The 24371-nt window shown below is 70.3% G+C and carries 23 protein-coding genes; 7 read left to right on the top strand and 16 right to left on the bottom strand.

Translation table 11 applies throughout. The features are described 5' to 3' along the window. Positions 1–142 precede the first annotated feature (142 nt). On the bottom strand, positions 143–892 hold the full coding sequence (locus tag A3AG_RS0111735; RefSeq protein WP_018005584.1) for a carbonic anhydrase: 750 nt from the start codon (positions 890–892) through the stop codon (positions 143–145). A gap of 287 nt (positions 893–1179) precedes the next feature. Here A3AG_RS0111735 and A3AG_RS0111730 point away from each other — a divergent pair, with 287 nt between their 5' ends. Continuing rightward, positions 1180–3693 carry an esterase-like activity of phytase family protein gene (locus A3AG_RS0111730; protein ID WP_018005583.1) on the top strand — a complete coding sequence of 838 codons (2514 nt, stop codon included), beginning with the start codon at positions 1180–1182 and terminating at the stop codon, positions 3691–3693. 54 nt (positions 3694–3747) lie between these two features. Here A3AG_RS0111730 and A3AG_RS0111725 read toward each other — a convergent pair whose 3' ends face one another. Then, the gene (locus A3AG_RS0111725) at positions 3748–3948 is read right to left on the bottom strand and encodes a DUF3606 domain-containing protein (RefSeq protein ID WP_018005582.1); all 201 of its coding nucleotides are present in this window, start codon (positions 3946–3948) and stop codon (positions 3748–3750) included. 131 nt (positions 3949–4079) lie between these two features. Between A3AG_RS0111725 and A3AG_RS0111720 the strand changes: the two genes are divergently transcribed. Then, positions 4080–5177, top strand: coding sequence for an extracellular catalytic domain type 1 short-chain-length polyhydroxyalkanoate depolymerase (locus tag A3AG_RS0111720; RefSeq protein ID WP_018005581.1), 1098 nt, complete (start codon positions 4080–4082; stop codon positions 5175–5177). Between the two features lie 15 nt (positions 5178–5192). Here the strand turns inward: A3AG_RS0111720 and A3AG_RS0111715 are convergent, their stop codons facing one another. Beyond that, positions 5193–5501: a 2Fe-2S iron-sulfur cluster-binding protein gene (locus A3AG_RS0111715; RefSeq protein WP_018005580.1), complete on the bottom strand. Its 309-nt coding sequence runs from the start codon at positions 5499–5501 to the stop codon at positions 5193–5195. Further along, positions 5494–6111: an IMPACT family protein gene (locus A3AG_RS0111710; RefSeq protein WP_018005579.1), complete on the bottom strand. Its 618-nt coding sequence runs from the start codon at positions 6109–6111 to the stop codon at positions 5494–5496. Before A3AG_RS0111710 ends, A3AG_RS0111715 begins: the two co-directional genes overlap by 8 nt. A 269-nt stretch (positions 6112–6380) precedes the next feature. Between A3AG_RS0111710 and A3AG_RS0111705 the strand changes: the two genes are divergently transcribed. The 3 genes from A3AG_RS0111705 to A3AG_RS0111695 all read left to right on the top strand — a co-directional run bounded on the left by A3AG_RS0111705 (position 6381) and on the right by A3AG_RS0111695 (position 10818). Then, complete coding sequence (locus A3AG_RS0111705) at positions 6381–8375, top strand: PhoX family protein (protein ID WP_018005578.1); 1995 nt, start codon at positions 6381–6383, stop codon at positions 8373–8375. Positions 8376–8654: 279 nt separating this feature from the next. Beyond that, a complete protein-coding gene (locus A3AG_RS0111700) occupies positions 8655–10115 on the top strand; it encodes an alpha/beta hydrolase family protein (RefSeq protein WP_026164123.1) in 1461 nt (486 codons plus the stop codon). An 85-nt stretch (positions 10116–10200) separates the two neighbouring features. Beyond that, on the top strand, positions 10201–10818 hold the full coding sequence (locus tag A3AG_RS0111695) for a DUF938 domain-containing protein (RefSeq protein ID WP_018005576.1): 618 nt from the start codon (positions 10201–10203) through the stop codon (positions 10816–10818). A gap of 42 nt (positions 10819–10860) precedes the next feature. Here A3AG_RS0111695 and A3AG_RS0111690 read toward each other — a convergent pair whose 3' ends face one another. Next, the gene (locus A3AG_RS0111690) at positions 10861–11625 is read right to left on the bottom strand and encodes a sulfite exporter TauE/SafE family protein (RefSeq protein ID WP_018005575.1); all 765 of its coding nucleotides are present in this window, start codon (positions 11623–11625) and stop codon (positions 10861–10863) included. A 184-nt stretch (positions 11626–11809) separates the two neighbouring features. Between A3AG_RS0111690 and cysK the strand changes: the two genes are divergently transcribed. After that, positions 11810–12727, top strand: a complete 918-nt coding sequence (gene cysK / locus A3AG_RS0111685) for a cysteine synthase A (protein WP_018005574.1) — start codon at positions 11810–11812, stop codon at positions 12725–12727. A 157-nt stretch (positions 12728–12884) separates the two neighbouring features. On the opposite strand, the gene A3AG_RS0111680 is transcribed toward cysK, so the two are convergent. From A3AG_RS0111680 to fliF, 9 genes are all read right to left on the bottom strand, one after another. Further along, positions 12885–13373 carry a GFA family protein gene (locus tag A3AG_RS0111680; protein ID WP_026164122.1) on the bottom strand — a complete coding sequence of 163 codons (489 nt, stop codon included), beginning with the start codon at positions 13371–13373 and terminating at the stop codon, positions 12885–12887. A gap of 84 nt (positions 13374–13457) precedes the next feature. Continuing rightward, positions 13458–14120 (bottom strand): DNA oxidative demethylase AlkB, encoded by a 663-nt coding sequence (gene alkB, locus A3AG_RS0111675; RefSeq protein ID WP_018005572.1) that lies wholly within the window; start codon positions 14118–14120, stop codon positions 13458–13460. Positions 14121–14152: 32 nt separating this feature from the next. Then, positions 14153–14569: a type II toxin-antitoxin system HicB family antitoxin gene (locus tag A3AG_RS0111670; protein ID WP_018005571.1), complete on the bottom strand. Its 417-nt coding sequence runs from the start codon at positions 14567–14569 to the stop codon at positions 14153–14155. 429 nt (positions 14570–14998) lie between these two features. Beyond that, positions 14999–16441, bottom strand: coding sequence for a flagellar hook-length control protein FliK (locus A3AG_RS0111660; RefSeq protein WP_018005569.1), 1443 nt, complete (start codon positions 16439–16441; stop codon positions 14999–15001). Between the two features lie 50 nt (positions 16442–16491). Next, positions 16492–16950 (bottom strand): flagellar export protein FliJ, encoded by a 459-nt coding sequence (gene fliJ / locus A3AG_RS0111655; protein ID WP_018005568.1) that lies wholly within the window; start codon positions 16948–16950, stop codon positions 16492–16494. Beyond that, positions 16916–18394, bottom strand: coding sequence for a flagellar protein export ATPase FliI (fliI, locus tag A3AG_RS0111650; protein ID WP_018005567.1), 1479 nt, complete (start codon positions 18392–18394; stop codon positions 16916–16918). The genes fliJ and fliI overlap by 35 nt, the downstream gene beginning before the upstream one ends. Further along, complete coding sequence (gene fliH, locus A3AG_RS0111645) at positions 18387–19199, bottom strand: flagellar assembly protein FliH (RefSeq protein ID WP_018005566.1); 813 nt, start codon at positions 19197–19199, stop codon at positions 18387–18389. Before fliH ends, fliI begins: the two co-directional genes overlap by 8 nt. Then, complete coding sequence (gene fliG / locus A3AG_RS0111640; protein ID WP_018005565.1) at positions 19186–20196, bottom strand: flagellar motor switch protein FliG; 1011 nt, start codon at positions 20194–20196, stop codon at positions 19186–19188. The genes fliH and fliG overlap by 14 nt, the downstream gene beginning before the upstream one ends. Continuing rightward, the gene (gene fliF / locus A3AG_RS0111635) at positions 20183–21886 is read right to left on the bottom strand and encodes a flagellar basal-body MS-ring/collar protein FliF (RefSeq protein ID WP_018005564.1); all 1704 of its coding nucleotides are present in this window, start codon (positions 21884–21886) and stop codon (positions 20183–20185) included. Before fliF ends, fliG begins: the two co-directional genes overlap by 14 nt. Before the next feature lie 444 nt (positions 21887–22330). On the opposite strand from fliF, the gene fliE reads away from it, so the two are divergent. After that, complete coding sequence (fliE, locus tag A3AG_RS0111630; RefSeq protein WP_018005563.1) at positions 22331–22654, top strand: flagellar hook-basal body complex protein FliE; 324 nt, start codon at positions 22331–22333, stop codon at positions 22652–22654. Between the two features lie 75 nt (positions 22655–22729). Here fliE and A3AG_RS0111625 read toward each other — a convergent pair whose 3' ends face one another. Together A3AG_RS0111625 and fliK are read right to left on the bottom strand one after the other, a co-directional pair. Continuing rightward, positions 22730–23023, bottom strand: a complete 294-nt coding sequence (locus A3AG_RS0111625; RefSeq protein ID WP_018005562.1) for an EscU/YscU/HrcU family type III secretion system export apparatus switch protein — start codon at positions 23021–23023, stop codon at positions 22730–22732. Further along, positions 23020–24336: a flagellar hook-length control protein FliK gene (gene fliK, locus A3AG_RS0111620; RefSeq protein WP_018005561.1), complete on the bottom strand. Its 1317-nt coding sequence runs from the start codon at positions 24334–24336 to the stop codon at positions 23020–23022. Before fliK ends, A3AG_RS0111625 begins: the two co-directional genes overlap by 4 nt. Between the last annotated feature and the right edge of the window lie 35 nt (positions 24337–24371).

Genomic DNA, 24371 nt, shown 5'->3' with positions numbered 1-24371 from the left:
AGGGGCGGGGGAGGGCCGGCGTGTGGCAAGCACGAGGCCGTTGTACTTCGTGGAAGCTCCCGCCCTCACCCCAACCCTCTCCCGCAAGCGGGAGAGGGAGTACACAATCGGTGTTGGGAATCCGTCAGCCTTACAAGGTTCCTCAGCGGCTCGCCTGCACCGTCCTGCCATTCAGCGGTTGCACCGGCCGCGCATTCATCGGATAGAGCTTCCGGAACGCCGCCAATTGTGCCGGCGACACTTCCGCCGGCGTCTTCAGCACCTGCCAGCGCACGTCCTCGCTGCATGGCGGCGTCGTCAGCGAACCGGTGAAAGACCAGTACGCCTGCTGCGCCGGCAGCAACGCCGCAACATCCAGCGGCGTGGCCAGTTCGCGCGATTCGCCGGCATGGGCCGGCAGGCTGGCGAAGACCGGCCTGAGCGCGGCGTTCTCGCGGCCCGACTTGAACAGCACGGCCACCACCGCCAGCTTGCCTTCGGCGTTCTGGTGCACCAGGTGCGCGACCAGCGGATAGGTCTTGCCGTTGATCTTCTCTTCGCTGGGCGTGTGGAAGTGGAACTGCAACAGCTTGTATGGCACGCCGTCCAGTTCGATCTGTCCCGCCGCCGGCAGGTTGACCTGCACGGTATGGCCGTTGTTGACCACGGTGCCGGGTGCCGCGGCGTAGCCGAAGCCGATCGGCTTCAGGTCCGCCGGCCGCGCCTTGCCGGTGCGGATGTCGATCGGCGACTGGTGCTTGCCCAGCGCGCAGGTCTGGTAGGCCTGGTCCAGCTCGGCCCAGTGGCTGGTGCCGGTGGGGCCGGTGTAGCTCCAGTGCGGTTCGTTGCCGGCCCATGCGGCCGGTGCGAGCAAGGCGGCGCAGAGGGTGAAAAGCGGCAGCTTGGTGTTCATGTGTCGATGCGTCCTCGTGTTGGTAAACCCCTTGTTTTCCGACGTGGTGTTATCGATCTGTCCCAGTCTTGAGTGCCGGACCCGGGCCCGGGCCGGAAATCATGCAGCAAAACTGCCAGCCTGCGAATAAGGCATTGCTGAATTCCGGTCTGCACTGCGCTTAACGCGAGTAAGGGCTGCATGCCGGTGCGCGATTGATGCGTGTCGCTCATGCTGTCACGCAAGCGACATCAAGCCGACATATCGGCCTACCACCATGGCGCATTGCCCAACTCCAGGAACCTGCAATGCGCCTGAGCGTCTTCCCTTCGCGCCGGACCCGCGCGGCACTGGCCAGCGCCGCGGTGGCGGCCTTGCTGCTGGCGGCATGCGGCGGCGACGATAACGACAACGACAACGGCTCGCCCACGGTCAGCGCGCCCACGCTGGTGGGCCGCGCCGTGCTGCCCGCCGCCACCTTTGCCAGCGGGCCGCAGTCGGGGCGCTATGTCACCGGCGACCTCAACGGGCAGACCGCGCCGTTTGCTTCGCAGCCGGTGCAGGGCTTCTCGGCGGTGCTGCGCAACCCGGACGGCAGCTTCATGGTGATGGCCGACAACGGCTATGGTTCGCTGGAGAACTCGGCTGACTTCAACCTGCGCGTCTACACGGTGGCGCCCACGTTCAAGACCGCGGCCGGCGGCACCGGCAGCGTGGCGGTGCGCAGCTTTATCGAGCTGAAGGATCCGAACCGGCATGTCAAGTTTGCCATCGCGAACCAGTTCACCAGCGAGCGCGTGCTGACCGGCGCCGACTTCGATATCGAGAGCATGCAGCGCGCCGGCGACGGCACGCTGTGGTTCGGCGATGAGTTCGGCCCGTTCCTGCTGCATACCGACGCCAACGGCGTGCTGCTGGAAGCGCCGATCCCGCTGCCGGACTTCGAGAACCCCGGCAAGGAGATCCGCTCGCCGCAGAACCCGTTCAACGAAGAGGCCACGCCGGTGCGCATCATGAACGCGGTGCGCGCGCATGCGTTCGCACATGGCGGCACCCGCGCGCCGGTGTTCGCGCCGTATCACGTGCAGCTCAAGTACGACGCCAACGGCGTCAAGTCGAGTCCCGACGCGCACTACGCGCGCGGCAGCAACCCGCAGCCGGGGCTGGCGCCGGCAGTGTCCGACACGCTCGACCTGGCCTCGGTCAAGGCCGCCGGCTACAGCGTGGTGACCTGGACCGTCAACGACAGCGCCAGGATGACCGAGCTGCTGAAGGCCGGCGTCAACGGCATCATCTCGGACCGGCCCGACCTGCTCTACGCGGCCGTCGCGGCCTACGATGCCAACGGCGACGGCAAGGCCGGCGACTACCTGACCGCCGATGGCCGGATCGATGCCGCCAAGTTCGATGCGCAAGGCCACCGCGGCGCGCGCGACCTGCGCCCGGAGAACACCCTGCCGGCGATGGAGGCCGCGCTGGACAACCTGATGACCACGCTGGAGACCGATGTCGGCATCACCGCCGACGGCGTCGCGGTGCTCAAGCACGATCCCTATATCGAATCGGTCAAGTGCCGCCGCGCTGACGGCGCGCCCTACGGCACCGCCGACGAGGTGCTGATCAAGAACCTGACCGCGGCGCAGATCCAGTCCACCTATATCTGCGACAAGCTGTTCCGCGGCCCGAGCCAGCGCAACGATGCCGCGCTGTCGCCGGTGTCGGCGGCGCTGGCGGCCGGCAAGGGCTACGCCAGCCCGTACGTGGTGCCGCGCGCGCAGGATGTGTTCGACCTGGTGAGCGCCTATGTGGCGTACTACAGCAGCGGCGCCGGCCAGGGCCATCCGCAGGCGGCGCAGCGCGTGAAGAACGCGCAGGCGGTGCGCTTCAATCTTGAGACCAAGCTCAACCCGCGCAGCGACAAGGACGGCAAGGGCAACGTCTACAAGGACCGCACCGTCGGCGCCGAGCAGATGGCCGACACGCTGGCGGGCGTGATCAGTACCGCCGGCATGGCCCAGCGCGCCGATATCCAGAGCTTCGATTTCCGCACGCTGCTGCGCGTGCAGGAGAAGTTCCCGGCGATCCGCACGGTGTACCTGTTCGGCGACTTCCCGATCTATGGCGACGCGGCCAACAGCGACGACGGCACCAACATGCAGGACGAGGCCGGCGCCAACACGCCGTGGATGGCGGGCCTGTACTGGCCGTACCGTGCCACCGTGACGTCGAACCCCATGCGCGCGAAGCGCTCGGGCGGCTTCGAGGGCATGGCGATCAGCCCGGACGGCAGCAAGCTCTATCCGCTGCTGGAACTGCCGCTGGCCGGCCACGACGGCAAGACGCTGCTGATCTCGGAGTTCGATATCGCCACGCGCCGGTACACCGGGGTGCAATACAAGTACCGGCTCGACGACAAGGGCACCAATATCGGCGATTTCATCCTGTTCAACGCCAGCGAGGGCATTGTCATCGAGCGCGACGGCTCGCAGGGCGACCCGAACGGCTTCAAGAAGCTGTTCCAGGTAAAGCTGGGCAAGGCGGGCGACTACGTCGCCAAGTCTGAACTGGCCAACCTGATGGCGCTGCGCGACCCGTCCGGCATCAGCGCCGGCGGCGCCCCGGGCGATGTGGCGCTGGGCGATCCGTTCGGCATGCCGTTCAACACCATCGAAGACGTGCTGGTGCTGGACGCGACCACGCTGCTGGTGATCGACGACAACAACTTCCCGTTCAGCGTGGGGCGGCATGTCGGCAGCAAGATGCCGGATGACAGCGAGTTCATCCAGATCCGGCTGCCCAAGGCGCTCAACCTGGGGGGCTAGGACGCCAGCCGGGCGCGACGCGGCGCGCTGGCATCCCGCCAGGGTGGGAGGATGTCAGCCGGGGCGCGCGCCCGCGTGCCGCTGTTCCAGCTGCGCGCGCACCGCCGAGATATGATCGCCGGCCTGGTCGACGGCGTTTTCCAGGTCGCTGGTGCTGCAGCCGAGCTCCCTGCACCAGTACTGCACTTCGAGCGGATCCGTCAGGTTGATGCGGCCCGGATCCAGGGGCCTGAACTCGCTGGTCACATCGCTCATGCTTGCCTCCGGTTCGTGTCTGGGGCGACACGGTCTTTGCATTGTAGGCAGACATCCGGCGCGCGTTGCATGCAAGTTGCGTCGGCCACAGCGCATATCATGTGGCGGTGATCCCTTGCACAGGAAGCCGCATGCCCCGCTCACCCGGCGCGAAACTCTGGTCCACGCTGAACAAGGCCGCCACCCGCCAGGCGCGCCAGATGCAGCGCGCCGTCAACAAGAACCTCACCAAGCCGATGACCGAGGCCATCGTGCGCAACGCAGTGAAGCAATCCGCTGCAGTCACCGCCGCCACGCAACGGGCCTTGTCGGGCGTGGTGTCGCCGGTGGCGGCGCCGCAAAGCCGTGGCAGCGGGCGCTGGGAAGAGGGCACGTGGGGCGCGCCGCTGGCGCCGCGCCGCTACCGCATCTTCGTGCCGGCCGGCGTTACCGCGTCGCGCCGCGCGCCGATGCTGGTGCTGCTGCATGGCTGCGGCCAGGACGCCGCCAGCTTTGCCGCGGTCACGCGCGCCGCCGCGGTGGCGCGCGAATCCGGCTGGGTGGTGTTGCTGCCCGAGCAGAGTTCGCAGGCCAATGCGCAGCGCTGCTGGAACTGGTTCCGGCCCGCGGCGCAGGGCGCCGTCGAAGCCGGGCTGCTGCTGACGCTGATCGAGCAGACCTGTCGCCGATATCCGGTGGCGGCGGACCGCGTCAGCGTGCTGGGCCTGTCCGCCGGCGGTGTGATGGCACTGATGCTGGGGCTGCGCTATCCGTCGCGCTTCGCCGCGGTGGGCTCGCACTCGGGCGCCGTGCCCTGGAGCGCCGGCAATGCCGCACAGGCCACGCGCGCCATGCGCGGGCAGCGCGGGCCCGACGCCAAGACCATGCAAGCGCTGCGCTTCGGCCTTGCCGGACGCCGACCGCCGCCATTGCTGCTGCTGCATGGCGATGCCGACCACATGGTCGACTTCAGCAACGCCACTGCCGCGGCCGGCATGTGGATGCATCTGCAGCCCGAAGGCACCCCGCCGCTGGCCGGCGTGCCGGCACGGCGCATCCAGCGCGGCATGCGCCGCGCCATCGACGTGTTCGACTGGTACGACGGCAGGTCCCCCTACCTGCAGCTGGTGCGCGTGGAAGGCCTGGGCCACGCCTGGAGCGGCGGCCCCGGCGGGCAGGCGTTCTCGGACCCGGCGGGGCCGGATGGGCTGAAGCTGGCGTTGCGGTTTTTTCTGGCAGTTGGGGGGTAAGCCGGCCTTGACGCCCTACCCCAGCCTGACAGGCTCAATCACCACATCACTCTCCGGACAAGCCACGCAGGGCAATATCAGGCCCTCGTCCTTCTCGTCCGGACTCAGCCCCGGCCACTCGATCCGGTAGCGGATCGTCCCCGCGTGCAGCCGGCTGGCGCAGGCGCGGCAGGTGCCGTTACGGCACGAATTGGGCAGCGCCACGCCTTCGAGCAAGGCTGCCTCCAGCAGGCTCAGCGCCGCCGGGGCGGCGAAGCGGGTAGAGCCCGGCAGCACCTGTGCGGTGAATTCGGCGCTTTCGTCCGCGCGCTCCGTGTCAGCCATGGCTGTCGTCCTCCGCCTGCGGGAACTGGGCGCGGCCATGGGTGGCGTCCCGCAAGGCATCGCGGGCGGCATCGAGCTGCGTCGCGGGCATGCGCAGCACCAGCGTCGCGAGCGCGCCGTAGCCGGTCTCGGCCAGCGTGCAGCCCGCGGGCGCCTCGTAGTCCAGCCAGCGGCGCACGCGCGGCTCGTCGGCGTAGTCGACCGCGACGGCCATCGTGCCATAGGCGATGCGCTCGACCCGTTCGGCGCCTTTCAGGGCCGCGGCGATGGCATCGGTGTAAGCGCGCACCAACCCGCCAGCTCCCAGCTTGACGCCACCGTAGTAGCGCACCACCGCCGCCAGCACGCCATCGAGGTCGTGATGGCGCAGCACTTCCAGGATCGGCCGCCCCGCGGTGCCGGACGGTTCGCCATCGTCTGACATGCCCGAGGCCCCGCCGGCCAGCAGTGCCCAGCACACATGGGTGGCGGTGGGGTGCTCGGCGCGCAGCGCCTGCAACGTGGCCATGGCGGCGTCGCGGTCGGCAACCGGCAGCGCCAGCGCCAGGAAGCGGCTCTTGCGGATCTCGATCTCGGCGTGGACGGGGCTGGCTAGCGTGTAGGTGGGCAAGGGCAAGCGGCGCAGGAACGGTACGGAAATCCGCGCCGGCCGGGCCGCGGAAGCAAGGCGGCAGTGTACCGCAGCGAACCGGACGTGCATCAAGCCGCACCAATTTGTGTTGCATCGTCAACCTGGTGTCACAAACGGCGCCTACGATGCGCCCCGGACGTGCGCGATGACGCCCGCCGCCCGCCTGTGCAACAGGTGCCTGGTTCCGCCCCCCGGGACTGGCGCAAACACGTAGTGAACCATCCCTTTCCTTTCCCCGGATCGAAAACATGCTCGAACAACCCAATGCTGGCCGTCGCAAGGCCCTGAAGCTGTTGGCCGGCGCACCCATGCTGCCGCTCGGCTTCGCCTCCACCAGCCTGCTGGCAGGCTGCGGCGGCGGCGATGACGCCGCGGTCGTGCCGGCGCCGGCGCCCGCGCCGGGCCCGGCCGCCACCTTCACCACCGCCGAGTTCGTGCCGATGAGCGCGCCGACGCTGGCCACGCCCGAGGCCATGGCGACCACCACGGTCGGCTCCAGCCTCAAGGTGTCCTTCAGCGACGGCAGCAGCCAGACCTACAAGCTGGCCTACCAGCCCTTCTTCGTCACCGGCGACACGCTGCCCGACGGCAAGGGCGGCACCATCGTGGCCGGCGGCTACTACGACATCAACAACCAGCCGATCATCGATACCTCGGTCGCCGGCAAGGAGCGCCAGTTCTTCTCCGACGCGCCGGACGGCAGCTCGCTGCTGACGCTGGCCAATCCCACCGTGCCGGGCGTCAAGGGCAACACGGTGTTCGCGGTGGTGCAGTTCGAATACACCTCGCGCAACCAGGGCAATGCCAGCATGTACGGGCTGCTGCCGTCGCCGATCGCGGTACTGACGCTGGACCAGGACCCGGCCACCGGCAAGCTGACCCCCGTCAAGTACCACAACGTCGACACCTCGGGCGTCAACGGCCTGTGGATTACCTGCGGCGCCAGCCTGTCGCCGTGGAACACGCACCTGTCGAGCGAGGAGTACGAGACCGACCTGGTGGACGCCAACGCGGTCACGCAGCTGCAGGGCTACAGCCGCAACCTGTACGGCGACCCGGCCCGCGCCAACGCCTACAACTATGGCCACCTGCCCGAAGTCACGGTGCACCCGGACGGCACCGGCACCATCAGGAAGCACTACTGCCTGGGCCGCATCTCGCACGAGCTGGTGCAGGTCATGCCGGACGAGCGCACCGTGCTGATGGGCGACGATGCCACCAACGGCGGCCTGTTCCTGTTTATCGCCGACCAAGCGCGCGACCTGTCCGCCGGCACGCTCTACGTGGCCAAGTGGCACCAGACCTCGGGCACCGGCCCGGGCAGTGCCACGCTGTCGTGGATCCGGCTGGGCCACGCCACCAGCGCCGAGATCCGCGCGCTGGTCGACGGCGGCATCCGGCTGGCCGACATCATGGATGTCAAGACCGCCGATCCGGCCGATGCCAGCTACACCCGCATCATTTACAGCGGCAGGCAGAACTGGGTGAAGCTGGTGCCGGGCATGGAAAAGGCCGCGGCGTTCCTGGAAACGCACCGCTATGCCGCGCTGGTCGGCGGCAGCCTGGGCTTTACCAAGATGGAAGGCACCACCGTCAACATCAAGGACAAGAAGGCCTATTCGGCGATGTCGCGCATCGAGTCGAGCATGCTGGCGGGCAACGCCGCCAATGCTGGCGACATCCAGGTGGAAGGCCCGTATTCCGGCGCAGTCTATGAGCTCAACCTGAAGGGCGGCCAGGCCGACAAGACCGGCACGGCGATGGCCAGCGAATGGGTGCCGGTCGACATGGCCGCGGTGCCTGCGCTGATCAGCGAGGACCTGGGTGGCGGCAAGATGAAGCAGCAGGATGCGCTGGGCAACTTTGCCAATCCCGACAAGGTGGCCACGCCGGACAACCTGAAGTTCTCGGAGAAGCTGCGCACGCTGTTCGTCGGCGAGGACAGCAACACCCACGTCAACAACTTCCTGTGGGCGTACAACGTCGACACCAAGGTGCTCAGCCGCGTGCTGTCGTGCCCGGCCGGCGCCGAGTCCACCGGCCTGCATGCGGTCGACGAGATCAATGGCTGGACCTACGTGATGAGCAACTTCCAGCATGTCGGCGACTGGGAATCCCCGCTGCACGACAAGGTCAAGGCGCAGCTCGATCCGCTGGTGCGCGCCAACTACAAGGACCGTTTTGGCGCGGCGGTCGGCTACCTGACCGGCGATCCCACCGGCATCAGGCTCGCCAGGACCTGATGCGGGACTGCGCGTAGGCATGACAACGGCGGGCTTCGGCCCGCCGTTGTCATTGGGGCACGGACGTCGATATCCGACTGTGGTCCGCTAACACGCGGCACCGGTTCAGGCGAGCCGGGGCTAACCCGCATCCGTTGCAACGGCCACAGCGCGTCGAGGATGGCCTCCATGCGGCTTGCGTCGCCGTGTCCTACAGTGGTGGGGGCGCCGGCCACGGCACTTCGCCGCCGGCGCGCCATCAGCCAGGACAACAAGAACCGCATAACAAGGAGACCAGGCATGAAACGAGCTGTCGGGAAAGCCGCGATGCTTTGCCTCGCCGCCACGCTGCTGTACGGCTGCGGCGGCAATGACGACGAGCCGGCGCAGAAGCCGCCGCCGCAAGCCGAAGAGAAGCGCCCGCAGGACGACCGCACCTTCACCATGGATGCGGCCACGCTGCCGTTCGCGGCGCTGGCCGGCGCGCCCGAGGCCGACCGCTGGTGGGGCGTGCAGGACGGCGCCGGCTACCGCATCGAGGTGCCGAAGAACTGGAACGGCCGGCTGGTGATGTATGCCCACGGCTATGCGGGCACGGGCGCGGCGCTGTCGGTGACCCTGCCGAGCATCCGCCGGCACCTGCTGGCGAACGGGTACGCGTGGGCCGCATCCAGCTATGCCAGGAACTACTATGACGTGCGCGCCGGCCTGGAAGACACCAACGCGCTGGCGCTGGCCTTCACGCGCATTGCCGCGCAGAACGGGCGCACTTTGGCGGCGCCGTCGCGCCTCTACATCGTCGGCCATTCGATGGGCGGCCATGTCTCGGCCGCGGCGGTCGACGAGGAGAACATCCAGGCCGCCAACCACAAGGTGCGCTACCACGGCGCGGTGCCGATGTGCGGCGTGCTCGGCGATACCGAGCTGTTCAACTACTTCGGCGCCTACCAGACCGCCGCGCAGCAGCTGGCGGGCTATCCGGCGACGGCGTGGCCCGCGGCCAACTGGGCGCAGATCGCGCCCGCGGTACGCGCCGCGCTGTTCACCACCTACCCAGGCCAGACCACGGCCCAGGGCGACACCCTCAAGGCCATCGTGCGCAACCTGACCGGCGGGCAACGGCCGCTGTTCGACTGGGGCTTCGGCGGCCCGGGCGCGCAGGGGCTGCAGGACGCGGTGTGGAGCACCTTCGGCCAGGACGGCTCGGTCAACGGCATCCTGACGCAGAACGTGGTCAACACCACCGGCATCACCTTCCAGTTCGACAATGACCCCGCGCAGTCGGCGGCGGAGCAGGCGTTCAACGCGGGCATCTTCCGCGTCAGCGGCAGCGCCGAGGCCAACCGTGCGCGCAGCGACGGCCTGCGCTGGATCCCCAGGACCAATGCACGCATCGGCGTGCCGGTGGTGACACTGCATACGCTGGGCGACATGTACGTGCCGTTCAGCATGGAGCAGATCTACAAGCGCCGCGCCGATGCCAACGGCACCGCGCAATGGCTGGTGCAGCGCGCCATCCGCGGCGTCAGCCATTGCGACTTCACCGTGGCCGAGCAGGCCAGGGCCTTCGACGACATGGTCAACTGGGAGCAGAACGGCGTGAAACCGGGCGGCGACGAAGTGCTGGATGCCGCCACCGTGGCCAGCCCGGCCTACGGCTGCAAGTTCACCGACAACACGCTGGCGAGCGGCGAGGAAAGCCCGACCACGGCGGCGCTGCGGCCGTCGGTGGCGCAGGCGTTCCCGTGCACGCCGGGCTGACCGGCGGATCGGCGCGCGGCGGCAGGCCGCGCGCCATTTCTGCTACGCTAGGCCCGTTCCCCAGCTACCGCCTGCGCATGCCATCATGACCGGCCCGACCCACGACCCCGACGCGCGCCGCATGGCGCCCGCCACCGAGCGCAACCGCGAGCCCATCCTCGCGGTGCTGCGCCAGGTGCTTCCCGCCAGCGGCACCGTGCTCGAAATCGCCAGCGGCACCGGCCAGCACGCCGTGCACTTTGCCGCGGCGCTGCCCGGCATCACCTGGCAGCCGAGCGATCCGGACGCGGCCGCACGCGCATCGATCGCGGCCTGGACCGCGCACGCGGGCCTCGCCAATGTGCGCGCGCCGCTGGCGCTCGATGTCTGCCGCCAGCCGTGGGGCATCGACGCCGCCGCTGCGGTGGTCTGCATCAACATGATCCATATCGCCCCGTGGGCCGCGGCCGAGGCGCTGTTCGCGGGCGCCGGCAAGCTGCTGGGGCCCGGTGGCGTGCTGTTCCTGTATGGCCCTTACCGCCGCGGCGGCGCGCACACCGCGCCCAGCAACGCCGCCTTCGACGCACAGCTGCGCGCCACCGATCCTGACTGGGGCGTGCGCGACATGGAGGCCGTGATCGCGCTGGGCGCGGCGCAGGGCCTGCGCTGCGACGAGCCGGTGCCGATGCCGGCCAACAACTTCTGCCTGGTGCTGCGCAAGTAAGGCGCCGCACGGGGTTGGCGGCATTGGCAAAAGTCGCCGGATTCAGCCGCGCACCAGCATCACCACCGCGGTGGCGATCAGGCACACCGCAAACAGGGCGCGCAGGCGGCGCTCTGGCATCCGGTGCGCCAGCGCCACGCCCGACGAGATGGTCAGCATGCCACCCAGCGACAGGGGCATGCCTCGGGCCCAGTCGACCTGGCCGGCATGGGCATAGGTTGCCAGCGCCACCACCGCGCCGGGCGTCACCAGCGCCAGAGCCAGGCCCTGTGCCGCCGCCTGCCGCAGCCCGAACAGGCCGACCAGCGCCGGCGCGGCCACCACGCCGCCGCCCACGCTGAAGAAGCCGGAGAACAAGCCGCCGGCCACGCCCACCAGCGGCATCCAGCGCGCCGACAGCCGCGCCTGCGGCGCGGTCACCGCGCGCCCCGGCAGCAGCCGCCACAGGAAGTACAGCGCCATGCCGATCATGAACAGCGCGAAGATCCGCCGCAGCAGCTGCGCGTCCATCGCGGTGGCCGCGCGCGCCGACAGCCAGGTCGCCAGCACCGCCGACAAGCCCAGCACCACCGCCGTGCGCAGCGCAATGCCGGCCCGCTTGCGGTATTGCCAGAAGCCGATCAGCACGTTGGGCGCGATCATCACCAGCGCGGTCCCCTGTGCCAGCTGCTGGTCCATGCCGAACAGCAGCCCCAGCGCCGGAATCGCGATCAGCCCGCCGCCGATGCCGAACAGCCCGCCCACCGCGCCGAGCAAGCCACCAAGTCCGAAGATCAGCAGGGAGGGCAGCAGCAGGTGGTCAGGCATCGATGCAAGGGGGGCAAAGCGGGGATGTGAGGCGGATGCCGGAGCAAGCGGGGGCAAGGCGCGGCGGCCTCGATCATACGCGAGCGGCCCCGCCGGCGCTTTGCACTAAAATCGGCGGGGTCATTCGATCCTGCGCTGCGCGGCCCGCCAGGCTTGCTGCATCGCACCCGTCACGGAGAACACGATGAAGGTCCAGAACATCCTGCAGACGATCGGCAATACCCCGCATATCCGCATCAACCGGCTGTTCGGCAACGGCCACGAGGTCTGGATCAAGTCCGAACGCAGCAACCCCGGAGCTTCGATCAAGGACCGCATCGCGCTGGCGATGGTGGAGGACGCCGAACGTCGCGGCGTGCTCACGCCGGGCGGCACCATCATCGAGCCGACCTCGGGCAACACCGGCATCGGCCTGGCCATGGTGGCCGCGGTCAAGGGCTACAAGCTGGTGCTGGTAATGCCCGACAGCATGTCGGTCGAGCGCCGCCGCCTGATGCTGGCCTATGGCGCCACCTTCGACCTGACCCCGCGCGAGAAAGGCATGAAGGGCGCGATCGCGCGCGCCGAGGAACTGGTCGCCGCCACCCCGGGCGCGTGGATGCCGCAGCAGTTCGAGAACCCGGCCAATGCCGACGTGCATGCGCGCACCACCGCGCAGGAAATCCTGAACGATTTCCCCGAAGGACTCGACGCGCTCATCACCGGCGTCGGCACCGGCGGCCACCTGACAGGTTGCGCGCGGGTGCTCAAGGAAAAATGGCCGGGGCTGAAGGTGTTCGGGGTCGAGCCGGTGGCCTCGCCGGTGATTTCCGGCGGCGCGCCGGCGCCGCACCCGATCCAGGGCATCGGCGCGGGCTTTATCCCGAAGAACCTCGATACCGCGTTGCTGGACGGCGTGATCCAGGTCGACGCCGAACCCGCGCGCGAGATGGCGCGCCGCTGCGCGCGCGAGGAAGGCATCCTGGTCGGGATCTCGTCGGGTGCGACCCTGGCCGCGATTGCGCAGAAGCTGCCGCAACTGCCGCCCAACGCGCGCGTGCTGGGCTTCAACTACGACACCGGCGAGCGCTACCTGACGGTCGAAGGCTTCCTGCCCGCGTAAGCGACGACGTCGCGACGAGCGCCCGGCGCGGGCGCTCGGAACGCTTCGTTGATCTGGAAGCAGGGCACGTCGCCCCAGCTGAAGCGGTCGTACAGGTCCAACGCCAGCACGTCACGCGCGCGCAGGCGATAAAACGTTCACATCGCCTCCGACCCGCTCAGCGCGACAGCAGGCCGTGCCGCTTGTGCCAGTCGGCCAGCGATTCTTCCGGCCATGTGTCGCAGTGCACATGGCCCTTGCCGCGCGGCACATCGACCCATGGCGCCACGGACTCCAGCGAGGCCTCCACCACCTCCGGCGGGCGCGGCAGCGGCGTATCGATGGCCGAGGCATGGGGATACAGCAGCTCGGGCCAGCGCGGATCCCACAGCCACAGCGCGCTGCCGCACTTGACGCAGAAATGCCGCTGCGCCGGCGAGCGCCGCGCGCGCTTGCCGGGCTCGCGCAGCACGGCATGGTAGACGCCGAGGTACTTGCGCCCGCGCACGCGCAGCGTGGCGGCATCGCCGCCGATGTTGATGGCATAGCCACCGCCGCCCGCGGTCTTGCGGCAGATCGAGCAATGGCAATGCATGTAAGGGCAGGGCGAATCGGACTCGAGCGAGAAGTGGACCGCGCCGCAATGGCAGGAGCCGTCGAGATGCATGGGAGGGTCCTTTGCACGGTGGCGTTCGGGGCAGTCCATTGACTGTAGAAAACCCCCGGCAAAGTGCCAAGGCCAGGCAGGCGGCTATCGCGCCTTGCGGAACGTCAGGTTGATGCGCAGCGGCCCCAGCAGCGGATGATCGCCATCGGCCAGCGGCGCCACGCCGTGGAACGCCAGCCGCGACGGCCCGCCCCACACCACCACGTCGCCATGCGCCAGCCGTATCCGCTGCGGCTTGTCGGCACGGCGCATGCCCCCGAACAGGAACACCGCCGGCAGCCCCAGCGACACCGAGACGATGGGCGCGGTGAAATCGCGCTCGTCGCGGTCCTGGTGCAGCGACAGGCGGGTGCCCGGCACATAGCGGTTGATCAGGCAGGCATCCGGCGCAAATCCGGCGAAGCCCGCCTGCGCCGCCGCGCTGGCAGCGAGCTCGCGGAAACTCGCGGGCATGTCTGGCCATGCTTGCCCGCTCAGCGGGTCGACCGCGTCGTAGCGATAGCCGCGCGCGTCGGAGACCCAGCCGCACGCGCCGCAGTTAGTCATCGCCACCGACATCTTCAGGCCGCCGGGGGTGACCATGTGCCGCCAGGGGGCCCGCGCCACGATGGTTTGCACGTCGGCGAGCAGCACGTCGGCATTGGCTCGCGCCGCGCCGCGCAGCACGACGGCACCGTCGGCGAGGGATTCGATGGCGGGGGTGGCGGCGCTGTCTTCGGGCAGGTCGTCGAACAGGTCGAACGTCATGGTGGAGAGGGTCCTGCGATAGCTTGGCGCGTTCAGGCGACCTTCAGTTCCAGCCGCTTTCCCAGCGCCCGGAACGCGGCCTCGATCGTGTCGATCTTGGTCGCATGATCCAGGTCGACGATGCGCTGGACTTCCTGCTTGCGGGTACGCAGGCGGCGTGCCAACTCCGCCTGCGTGACCCCCTGCGCGATCATCTCGTTGAGCAGCAGCACCTTTGCCGACATGCTGGCTGGCAGCTCGACCAGATGCTGGCCGCGTCCGGCCTTCGACGGCAGCGGCACCGGGCGGCCATCCTCGAAATAGAACTCCATGGCCGTGGCAAGCGCATCGGCGGCCATCTCCTGGGCCTGCTCGATCGTGGCGCCGCTGGTCAGGGCTTCCGGGATATCGGGAAACGAGACCGCAAAGCCATCGCCGTCGGGGACGATGTTGGCGGGGAAACGAAGCATATTGGAATTCCTCCCACGTCAACAGAGGCTTGTATGGTAATCAATAATGTTTACCAAGGCCAGCCGCACCTCCTCAACGTTTCAAGGTGTTCCGTCGGCCGTGTGCCGCGTCGGTGTACTCCCTCTCCCGCTCGCGGGAGAGGGTAGGGGTGAGGGCCGGCGCATCGACGAAGTGATGCGCGGCGGTATGCTGGCGCCTGCCCTCGTCCCCGCCCCTCTCCCGCAGCGGAGAGGGGAGCAAACCAGAGGTATGACGAAGCACCATAGGCCTTCCAACACCAGCGGTGTACTCCCTCTCCCGCTTGCGGGAGAGGGCCGGGGAGAGGGCCGGTGCATCGACGAAGTGAGGTGCGGCGGTATGCCTGCGCCCGCGCTCACCCCCGCCCCTCTCCCGCAAGCCGGAGAGGGGAGCAAACATCCAGCGCGCGCTCACGCAAACGTATCAATCTCTCCCCGCCCCAGCACGCGCGCGGGCCGTGCCGCGGCGCTGGCTCCTGGCCCCGCCTCAGCCGCCGCCACCGCAGCGCCACCAAAGCCGGCCTGTCCGCGCCCGTGCCCCGGCGCCTGCTGTTGCTGCCCGTTGCCGTTGCCGGCCTGGCTGGCAAAGCCATCGGCGCCCACCGAGGTGTGGCCCAGCTGGATGCCGTTTTCCGACAGCGCGGTGCGCAGGTGCGGCAGCGCGGCTTCGACCGCGGCGCGCACGGCCTGGTGGGGCGAGACGAATTGCGCCTGGGCCTGGTCGTTGACCACGTTCAGCACCACCTTCAGCGGCCCCAGGTCAGGTGGGTTCAGCTGCAGTTCGGCGCTTTGCTGGCCTTGCGTACCCAGGCGGATCATCTGCTGGCTCAGTGCCTGCGGCCACTGGCTGTCGTACAGCGGCGGGGCGACCACGGGCCGGCTGGCGGCAGCGGCGGCAGCGGCCGGAGCGGGTTGTCCGGCCAGCGTGGCGGCCACCGCAGGGGCGCTGTCGAGAGTGGCCGCAGCGGTCTCGCCGGCGCGCGCGGCGGCTTGCGTGGCAGCGAACTGGCCGGCGGCGGGGCGGGCATCCGGCGCGGCAGGACTGGCGGCGAGCGGATCGGCGCGATGCTGGCCGAGGCCGCTGTCGGGGCGATGCCCCGATCCGCCCGCGGAGGCGCCGGTGTCCTGGCCCGGCAGGTCCGCTTGACGGAGCGCCAGCGCGTCGCCCGCAACGGTGGGCGTGGCGCCGGCTTTTGCATCGGTGCCGGCGCTGCCGGGCTGCAGCGCCGCGCGTTGCGAGGCGATGGTGGCCAGCGTGTCGGCGACCGACGGCTGCGCCGGTCGCGATTCGGCGGTGACCGCCTGCAACGGGTCGGCCAATGCGGTGCCGTCGGCAGGGGCTGCCGTGGTGCCGGCTTGGACCTGGGTTTGCGCGGTGGCGTTCGGCACGGTGGCGCCGCTGAGCGCCGCCTGCAAGGCCGCGGCACTGCCGGTGTCGGCCATGCCGGCGACAGCGGCGCCTGCGGCGCCGGCTGGCACGGTCGCGGGGTTCGCTGGCGCGGCGGCGGGACGCATCAGCGCCAATGCGGCGGCTGCGGCGGCGGCTGCATCCGTCGGCGTTGCCGCCGCGGCGTCTTCCTGGTCCTGATCCTTCTCGCCGGCAGCGGCCTTCTTGCCCGTGGCGGCGGTGTGTTGCGGCTTGCCGGCGTCTGCCTGTGCTGACGCTGGCCGCGCCGCGGGTTTGTCGCGCGCGACCGTCTCCCTGGCGGCGGGCGCCGGAGCGGCGGCCTGGTGGCTGTCGCGCGCCTGCGAGAGCGCGTCGCGGAAGCCGCTGGTGGCGGCGTCGGCGCTGGCGCGCCGGGCGCCTTCCACCGCGTTGGCGGCGCTGCTGACAATCTGGCTGATATCGATCATGGGGATTCGCTACGGTGTGGCCCGGCGGGTGGTTGCCGTCCGGGCATCGTTCAGGCTTCGCTCAGGCGGCCGGCCGCGGTGCGGACCAGGCGGGCGGCGTATTCGTCGTTGGCGCGCTGCTCGCGGCGCGCGGCCACCTGTTCCTGTTTCGCCTCCGCGCGCGCGATCAGCGTGTCGAACGAGTTCAGGCGGCGCTTCTGGTGCTGCCAGCGGTTGCGGCCGGCCAGCAGGTCGGCCTCGGCCTTGGCCAGGGCCGCGCCCTGCTGGCGGATGGCCTGGTCCAGTGAATCGAGGAAGCGCGAAAAGTCCTGCCAGCGGCTGGAGGTGATGCCCTGTGCCGCCACCACCTGCATGCGCTCGCGGTATTCCTGGCGGTACTGCGTGAGCTGGTTGAGCTGCAGTTCCGCCTGCGTGCGCAGGCCCTGCAGCCGGCCGAGCTCGCGCGCGGCGGCGTCGGTGTCGGTCTGGGCCAGGTCAGCCAGCGTGTTGAGCGGTGAATGCTTGAGCATGTTCACTCCTGTCGAAGAGGCTGTGCAGCGCGGCGATGGCGTCGGCGTAGCCGGCGCGCTCGTGGATGTCCTGCTGCAGGAAGGCTTCCATGCGCGGATGCAGCTGGATCGCCAGGTCCAGTTCCGGATCGTTGCCCGGCACGTAGGCGCCCACGCTGATCAGGTCGCGGTTGCGCTGGTAGCGCGACATCAGCTGCTTGAAGCGGCGCACCGAGCCGAACTGTTCATGCGGGATCAGCGCGGTCATGGCGCGGCTGATCGAGGCCTCGACGTCGATGGCCGGATAGTGGCCGGCTTCGGCCAGGCTGCGCGACAGCACGATGTGGCCATCCAGGATGGCGCGCGCGGAATCGGCGATGGGGTCCTGCTGGTCGTCGCCTTCGGTCAGCACGGTGTAGAACGCGGTGATCGAGCCGCCGCCCTCGGGGCCGTTGCCGGTGCGCTCGACCAGCGTCGGCAGCTTGGCGAAGACCGACGGCGGATAGCCCTTGGTGGCGGGCGGCTCGCCGATCGCCAGTGCAATCTCGCGCTGGGCCATGGCGTAGCGCGTCAGCGAATCCATGATCAGCAGCACGTGCTGGCCCTGGTCGCGGAAATACTCGGCCAGCCGCGTCGCATAGGCGGCGCCCTGCATGCGCAGCAGCGGCGAGCAGTCGGCCGGCGCGGCCACCACCACCGAGCGGCGCCGACCCTCCGGCCCCAGGATGTTCTCGATGAATTCCTTCACCTCGCGGCCGCGTTCGCCGATCAGGCCGACCACGATCACGTCGGCGCTGGTATAGCGCGCCATCATGCCCAGCAGCACGCTCTTGCCCACGCCCGAGCCCGCGAACAGTCCCATGCGCTGGCCGCGGCCGACGGTCAGCATGCCGTTGATGGCGCGCACGCCGGTGTCGAGCACGGTTTCGATCGGGGCCCGCATCAGCGGGTTGATCTGCTCGCCGGCGAGCGGCACTTCCATCGCCGCGGCGAGCGAGCCGAGCCCGTCCAGCGGGCGGCCCGCCGCATCCAGCACGCGGCCCAGCAGCCCGGCGCCGACCGGCAGGCGCTTGGAGCCCGGCTCGCGCGGCGCGGTGGTGCCGGCCGGCTGCGGCGACGGCTCGAGCGGGTAGACGCGCGCGCCCGGCAGCAGCCCGACCACGTCGGACTGCGGCATCAGGTAGAGGCGGTCGGCGCCGAAGCCGACCACTTCTGCCTCGGCGGTGCGCGGGGCGTTGCTGTCGGTGGTGAACTGTCCGGCGGGCAGCTCGATCAGGCAATCGCTGCCCACCGGCAGGCGCAGGCCCACGGCTTCCAGCACCAGCCCCGCGGCGCGCGTCAGGCGGCCGCAGCTGCGCTTGCTGTCGAGCCGGGCGATGCCGGCGGCGGCGCCGTTGAGCGCGCCGATCCAGTGTTGCGCATGGTCGTGCGCGACGTGGTGGGTGTCCTGCGCGGTGTCAGGCATGCGGCGGCTCCCACGGATCGTCGCGGCCCAGCGCCCGCACCACACGGGTCCAGCGCGTGGGCAGCGTGGCGTCGCGCTCGCCGCTGGCGGCGCTGGCGATGCAGCCGCCGCGCGCCACCGACGGATCGGCGCGCACGGTCCAGCCGGCGGCGGCGAGTTCGCCTTGCAGATGGGCTTCCACCAGCGCCACGTCGTCCGGGTGCAGCAGCAGGGTGGGCGATCCGGACAGCGCCGGTTCGCTGGTCAGCAGCTCGCGCACCGCCGGCAGCAGCGCCGCGGCGTCCTGCGCCAGCGTCGTGCGCACCAGCTGGCGCGCCACGTCCAGCGCCAGCGATACCAGCGCGTGCGCGACCGCGTCGTCGACGTTGCTCAGCGCGCTGCGGAAATTGCCGGCCAGCGCCTGCAGCTGCGCGGCCTCGTTGCGGGCGGCTTCCAGCCCGCGCGCATAGCCTTCGCGATGGCCGTCGCCGTAACCCTGGGTCTGGCCCTGGGTGTAGCCCTGGGCGTAGCCTTCCTTGCGCGCGCCCTCGCGCATCGCGTCGAGCGCGGCGAAATCGATCGGCGGCGGCGCGGGTTCGGCCGGCACGGCGGCCAGCGTCTCCAGCGGCTCGGCATGCCGGGAATCGAGCGATCCCATCTGCCAGCGCTGCCAGCCGGCACCGCCACGCGCGCGGCGCGGCGGCTCGAACGGCGCGAAGCCGCCGGCACCGGTGGCGGCACCATGGCCGCCCAGGGACGAGAGCGGTTCGGCGCCCAGGCCGCGGCGCCCGGCCCCGCGCTCGGGGTCTGCCTCAGACATAGGCATCGTCGCCTCCGCCGATCTGCACTTCGCCAGCATCCGCCAGGCGCCTTACCACCTGCAGGATGGCCTTCTGCTCGGCCTCGACCTGCGACACGCGCACCGGGCCCAGCGCCTCCAGGTCCTCGCGCAGCATCTCGCCGGCGCGGGTCGACATGTTGCGGATGAACTTGTCGCGCAGCTCCTGCGGCGCGCCCTTGAGCGCGACGATCAGCGATTCGGTGGCGATTTCCTTGAGCACGCGCTGGATGCCGCGGTCGTCGACCTCGAGCAGGTTCTCGAACAGGAACATCTCGTCGATGATCTTCTGCGCCAGGTCGCCGTCGTGCAGGCGCACGCCGTCGATCACCGCCTCTTCGTGCGCGGTGCTCATCAGGTTGATGATCTCGGCCGCGGTGCGCACGCCGCCCATGCGGCTGCGCTTCAGGCTCTGGCCCGCCAGCAGCTTGGTCAGCACGTCGGTCAGTTCCTGCAGCGCGCCCGGCTGCACGCCGCCGAAGGTAGCAATGCGCAGGATCACGTCGTTGCGCAGGCGGTCGGTGAACAGCCCCAGCACCTCGGACGATTTCTGGCGGTCCAGGTGGATCAGGATGGTGGCGATGATCTGCGGGTGCTCGTCGCGGATCAGCTCGGCGATGGCGGTGGCGTCCATCCAGTTCAGCGAGTCGATGCCGCCGCCCGGATCGCGCGACTCCAGGATGTCCTCGATCACCGACTGCGCGCGCTCCTCGCCCAGCGCCTTGTTCAGCACGCTGCGGATAAACGCGCTGGAATCGACGTTCAGCGCCAGGTACTGCTCGGTCTCGGCGCGGAACTCGCCCAGCACCTCGGCCATTTCCTCGCGGGTGACCGAGCTGAGCGTGGCCATGGCCGAGCCCAGCTCCTGCACCTCGCGCTGCGACAGGTGCTTGAACACCTCGGCCGCGGCATCCTCGCCGATCGCCATCATCAGCACCGCGCTCTTCTGCAGGCCGGATTCAGAGATGCCCTTAGCGGTTGTCATTGCTAATCCAGTTCTTGATCACGCTGGCGACCAGGCGGGGGTCGCGCTGGGCGGCGTCGCGCACCAGCGCGAGGTCGCTTTCATACTTGGCGGCGAGCCGCAGGATTTCCGGATTGGCCGGCTCTTCGGGCGGCAGCAGCACCGCCTCGGTCTCGTCCCTGGGCTCGGGCGCCGGCAACGGCGGCGCGGTGTAGCGGCGCAGGATCGGGCGCGCCACCTTGAACCACACGAACAGCGCCAGCAGTGCCAGCAGCAGGTAGCCGGCCAGGCTCTTGCCCAGTGCAATCATCTCGGGCTGCTTCCACATTGGCAGTTCGGGCTCGGCCTTCTCGCGCTCGGCGGTGAAGGGGCTGTTGACCACGTTGATGGAGTCGCCGCGATCGGCCGAGAACCCCATCGCTTCCTTGGTCAGGTTCTGGATCTGCGCCAGCAGCGCCGGCGGCAGCGGCTCGGCGACGAGCTTGCCCTTGGCATCGGCCTGCTGGCGGTAGTTGACCACCACCGCCACCGACAGCCGGCGCACGCCGCCCGGGGCCTGCTGCACATGGCGCACCGAGCGGTCCAGCTCATAGTTGACAGTGGAGTCGCGGCGATTGCTGCTCGGGCCGCTGGACGCGGTGGTGGTGGCGCCCTGCGCGGCCTGGCCGGGCTGGCCCTGGGCCGGCGCGCCGGCCTGGCCCGGCGCCTGGCCCGCGCGCGGCGTCTGCGGCGTGGTCACCGGCGCGGCGGCGGCAGCGGGCGGCTGGTTCGACAGCGCGCCGGGCACGCCGCCCGGCGGCGTTGCACCCTGCTGGGTCGATTCGCTGGTCTGCTGGCTGCGGATCGCGGTGCGGGTCGGGTCCTGGTTGGGCTTGTAGCTCTCGTCGGTGTGCTCGACGATGGAGAAGTCCACGTCGGCGGTGACCTGCGCGCGCACGTTGTCCTTGCCGACGATCGGCGTCAGGATCGCCTCGATGCGCTTCAGGTAGTTCTGCTCCAGCGCCTGCACGTACTTGAGCTGGGTGGCGTCGAGCATGCGCTCGTTGCCGGTGTTCGACAGCAGGTTGCCGTGCTGGTCGACGATCGAGATCGACTTGGGCGTCAGCTCCGGCACGCTCGACGACACCAGGTGGCTGATCGCCGCGACCTGGCCTTCGTCGATGGCGCGGCCCGGGTACAGCTGCAGCACGATAGACGCGGTAGGCTTCTGGCGCTCGCGCACGAACAGCGTCGGCTTGGGAATGGCCAGGTGCACGCGCGCGGACTGCACCGCGGCGATCGATTCGATCGAGCGCGCCAGCTCGCCCTCCAGCCCGCGCTGGTAGTTGACCTGTTCGGCAAACTGGCTGATGCCGAACTTCTGGTTGTCCATCAGTTCCATGCCCGCGGTGCCGCTCTTGGGCAGGCCTTGCGAGGCCAGCCGCAGGCGCGTCTCGTGCACCTTCTCGGCCGGCACCATCACCGCGCCGCCACCTTCGGCGAACTTGTACGGCACGTTCATCTGCTGCAGCGACTGCAGCACCGCGCCGCCGTCGCGCTCGGACAGGTTGCTGTACAGCACCTTGTAGTCCGGGCCGCGCGACCACAGCACGCCCACCGCGATCGCCGCGGCCAGGGCCGCGCCGCCCAGCATCAGCGGTAATCTGGGGTTGGCCTTCAGGCGCTCCAGCATTTCGGCCGGACGCCCGGGCAGTGCCACTGCCGCGGTCATGCGCGTGCTCCGGAGGCGGCGCGGCCAGGCGCGCGACGGCAACCGCGCTGCGGCTCGCCCTGGTTGTCGGCCCGGCTCGCGGCACGGCTAGCCGTGCGGCTCACATTGCGCTGCAGAGAAAACACGCGTACTCCCGAATCGATGGTTGTCTGTGGATCGGCCGGCCCCGGCGCGAGGCGGGCACCAGGGCAGGCGCGCTGGCCTGCGCTTTTGCGGCACGGTGGCAATGATCGGCCAGACTTGAGGGAGACAATGCGGCGAATAGACCCGGTTTTCCGGCCGATTTCGGTCCATGGGGCGAGGCCGGCGGCGGGTACGCTGCGAGGGCTGAAACTGGCCCCGGATCCGCCTGGCGCGGGCCCGTCCCAGGCCGGGAACCGGCCAACCGGCGCCAACGGTGCGCCTTACGACCAACCGGGCCGGACCACCGGCCGATCACGACCCATGACCACTATCTCTTCCATCGAGGGCATGCTGCAGCAACTGCGCGGGATGTCCCAGGTTGCCTCCGGCAACGCCGCAGGGCAGGCCGCGGCGCCGGTCGGCGGCGGCTTCGCCGGCGAGCTGCAGCGCTCGCTCGGCCGCATCAACGCCGCGCAGGAGCGCGCCTACGGCCAGGCCGAGGCGTTCGAGCTGGGCAAGCCCGGCGTGGCGCTCAACGACGTGATGATCGACCTGCAGAAGGCCAACGTATCGTTCCAGACCGGGGTACAGGTGCGCAACCGGCTGGTGGCGGCCTATCAGGAGATGATGAATATGCCGGTGTGAGGCCAGTGCCTCGCCCGACGGAAAAAGCCCCCGGCGCGCGCAAGCGGCCGGGGGCTTTTGCCGTCGGGCCCGGGCCTACCCCGGACCCGGCGCGCCGGGCTCCAGCCCGGATTCCAGCTGGTAGATCCACGCCAGCAATTCGGCCACCGCCACGTAGAGCTGCGGCGGCACGTGGCTGTCCAGGTCGACCTGCATCAGCAGGTTCACCAGCGTCGGTGAATCGTGGACATAGACGCCGGCTTCGCGGGCGCGCGCGATGATGGCCTCGGCGACGACGCCATAGCCCTTGGCCACCACGCGCGGCGCCTTGTCGCTGTGCTGGTACGACAGCGCGATCGCCGCCCCGCGTTCTTGTGCTGTGTCGCTCATTGCATCCCGCCTTGCGCCAGGCTGTCCTGTGTCTGCACGCTCAGCCGCTGCACGGCGATGCCATGCGCCTCGAGCTGGCCGCGCAACTGCGGCCGCGCCGCGATAAGGCGCGCGGCCACGTCGGTCTCGGGCGTGGCTACACGAGCGTCGAGACCGCCAGGGCCGAGGGTCAGCACCGCTTCGACCACGCCAAGGTTCGGCAGCTGCAGCCGCAGGCGGCTCGACCACGGCCGCGCGGCTTCGCCATGGCCGGCAGCGGCGTCCGCCTCCGCGCGCAGCAGTTCCCATTCGATCGGCACGCCTGGCCAGGCTTCGCCGGCAAAGCGGAACTGCTGCGTGGCGAGCAACTCCAGCTGCTGGCGGACCACGCCTTCGGTGGCGGGATGGATGGCCGGACCTGCGGCCGCCGGCCGGCCGGCATCCGCCGTGGCGGCCTGCGCACCGCCATCGGATGCGCGCTGTGGCTGGCTGGCAAGGCTGTCCAGTGCGGCCATGCGCGCGCCGGCCTCGGCCGTGGACTGGTAGGCCTGTGTGGCCAGCGCTGCGGCCGAGGGACGCTGCGCCGCGGGCTCGGCGGCGGTGTGGCTGTAGACGGCCGTGGTGGAGGTGCCTTGCCGCAGCGCCTGCTCGGCTGCCGCATGGCTGTGGGCCACGCGCGGATTGCCGGCCGACGCCAGCGCTTCGGCCAGCACCTGCGACGCCGGCAGCAGCGGCGGCATGGACGGCCGCGCCGGTTCTGCCCCCGCGCCGCTGCCGGCATAGGTCAGCTGCAGCGACGGCGGCGTGGTTGCGGCGCCCTGGCTTGCGCCGGCCGGGACAGCTGGCCGGCCTGGCACCGCAACCTGCGCCTGCGGCTCCTGGCGCAGGCTGGCGAGCCCGCGCGCGCCGGCCACCCACTGCGCCAGATGCGATTCATAGAACAGGCCACTCTGGCCGACCGCATTGGCCAGCGCCGCGGCGGTAGCCTGCGCCGATGCCGTCGTGGGCGCCGCGGGCAGCAGCGACGCATTGCCCCGCACCGGCCGGGCTTCGGCACCGTCCATCACGGCCAGGATGGCGCGCGCCGCGGCGCTCAGCGATTCCTGCGTCGATGCGCCCGGCAGCAGGGCGCCCTGGCCGGTGATGGCATTGGGGCCGCCGGCCAGCGCGCTGTGGCGGATGGCCTGGCCGGTGGTGTTCTGGACGTTCGATTCGGTCGCCTCGGCCACGGGCTGCAGCGCCGCGACCTGGTCGATGGCGATGGCGGTGCGCAGCGTCTGGGGGTCGGGGGCCTGACCGGGTGCCAGGCCTGGTGGCAGGTGGATGCCGGTCATACGGGTCGCGTGGCTCAGGGGCGGCGGGCGGTGCG

The sequence above is a fragment of the Cupriavidus neocaledonicus genome, from assembly GCF_000372525.1.
Taxonomy (GTDB): Bacteria; Pseudomonadota; Gammaproteobacteria; order Burkholderiales; family Burkholderiaceae; genus Cupriavidus; species Cupriavidus neocaledonicus.
The sequence above is the reverse complement of the archived record's forward strand: the minus strand, read 5'-3'. Positions and strand labels throughout refer to the sequence as shown.

Excerpts from the sequence above, each read along its gene's own strand:
- A3AG_RS0111735 (WP_018005584.1), bottom strand. The coding sequence starts at position 892 with ATGAACACCAAGCTGCCGCTTTTCACCCTCTGCGCCGCCTTGCTCGCA.
- A3AG_RS0111730 (WP_018005583.1), top strand. The coding sequence starts at position 1,180 with ATGCGCCTGAGCGTCTTCCCTTCGCGCCGGACCCGCGCGGCACTGGCC.
- A3AG_RS0111725 (WP_018005582.1), bottom strand. The coding sequence starts at position 3,948 with ATGAGCGATGTGACCAGCGAGTTCAGGCCCCTGGATCCGGGCCGCATC.
- A3AG_RS0111720 (WP_018005581.1), top strand. The coding sequence starts at position 4,080 with ATGCCCCGCTCACCCGGCGCGAAACTCTGGTCCACGCTGAACAAGGCC.
- A3AG_RS0111715 (WP_018005580.1), bottom strand. The coding sequence starts at position 5,501 with ATGGCTGACACGGAGCGCGCGGACGAAAGCGCCGAATTCACCGCACAG.
- A3AG_RS0111705 (WP_018005578.1), top strand. The coding sequence starts at position 6,381 with ATGCTCGAACAACCCAATGCTGGCCGTCGCAAGGCCCTGAAGCTGTTG.
- A3AG_RS0111700 (WP_026164123.1), top strand. The coding sequence starts at position 8,655 with ATGAAACGAGCTGTCGGGAAAGCCGCGATGCTTTGCCTCGCCGCCACG.
- A3AG_RS0111695 (WP_018005576.1), top strand. The coding sequence starts at position 10,201 with ATGACCGGCCCGACCCACGACCCCGACGCGCGCCGCATGGCGCCCGCC.
- A3AG_RS0111690 (WP_018005575.1), bottom strand. The coding sequence starts at position 11,625 with ATGCCTGACCACCTGCTGCTGCCCTCCCTGCTGATCTTCGGACTTGGT.
- cysK (WP_018005574.1), top strand. The coding sequence starts at position 11,810 with ATGAAGGTCCAGAACATCCTGCAGACGATCGGCAATACCCCGCATATC.
- A3AG_RS0111680 (WP_026164122.1), bottom strand. The coding sequence starts at position 13,373 with ATGCATCTCGACGGCTCCTGCCATTGCGGCGCGGTCCACTTCTCGCTC.
- alkB (WP_018005572.1), bottom strand. The coding sequence starts at position 14,120 with ATGACGTTCGACCTGTTCGACGACCTGCCCGAAGACAGCGCCGCCACC.
- A3AG_RS0111670 (WP_018005571.1), bottom strand. The coding sequence starts at position 14,569 with ATGCTTCGTTTCCCCGCCAACATCGTCCCCGACGGCGATGGCTTTGCG.
- A3AG_RS0111660 (WP_018005569.1), bottom strand. The coding sequence starts at position 16,441 with ATGATCGATATCAGCCAGATTGTCAGCAGCGCCGCCAACGCGGTGGAA.
- fliJ (WP_018005568.1), bottom strand. The coding sequence starts at position 16,950 with ATGCTCAAGCATTCACCGCTCAACACGCTGGCTGACCTGGCCCAGACC.
- fliI (WP_018005567.1), bottom strand. The coding sequence starts at position 18,394 with ATGCCTGACACCGCGCAGGACACCCACCACGTCGCGCACGACCATGCG.
- fliH (WP_018005566.1), bottom strand. The coding sequence starts at position 19,199 with ATGCCTATGTCTGAGGCAGACCCCGAGCGCGGGGCCGGGCGCCGCGGC.
- fliG (WP_018005565.1), bottom strand. The coding sequence starts at position 20,196 with ATGACAACCGCTAAGGGCATCTCTGAATCCGGCCTGCAGAAGAGCGCG.
- fliF (WP_018005564.1), bottom strand. The coding sequence starts at position 21,886 with ATGACCGCGGCAGTGGCACTGCCCGGGCGTCCGGCCGAAATGCTGGAG.
- fliE (WP_018005563.1), top strand. The coding sequence starts at position 22,331 with ATGACCACTATCTCTTCCATCGAGGGCATGCTGCAGCAACTGCGCGGG.
- A3AG_RS0111625 (WP_018005562.1), bottom strand. The coding sequence starts at position 23,023 with ATGAGCGACACAGCACAAGAACGCGGGGCGGCGATCGCGCTGTCGTAC.
- fliK (WP_018005561.1), bottom strand. The coding sequence starts at position 24,336 with ATGACCGGCATCCACCTGCCACCAGGCCTGGCACCCGGTCAGGCCCCC.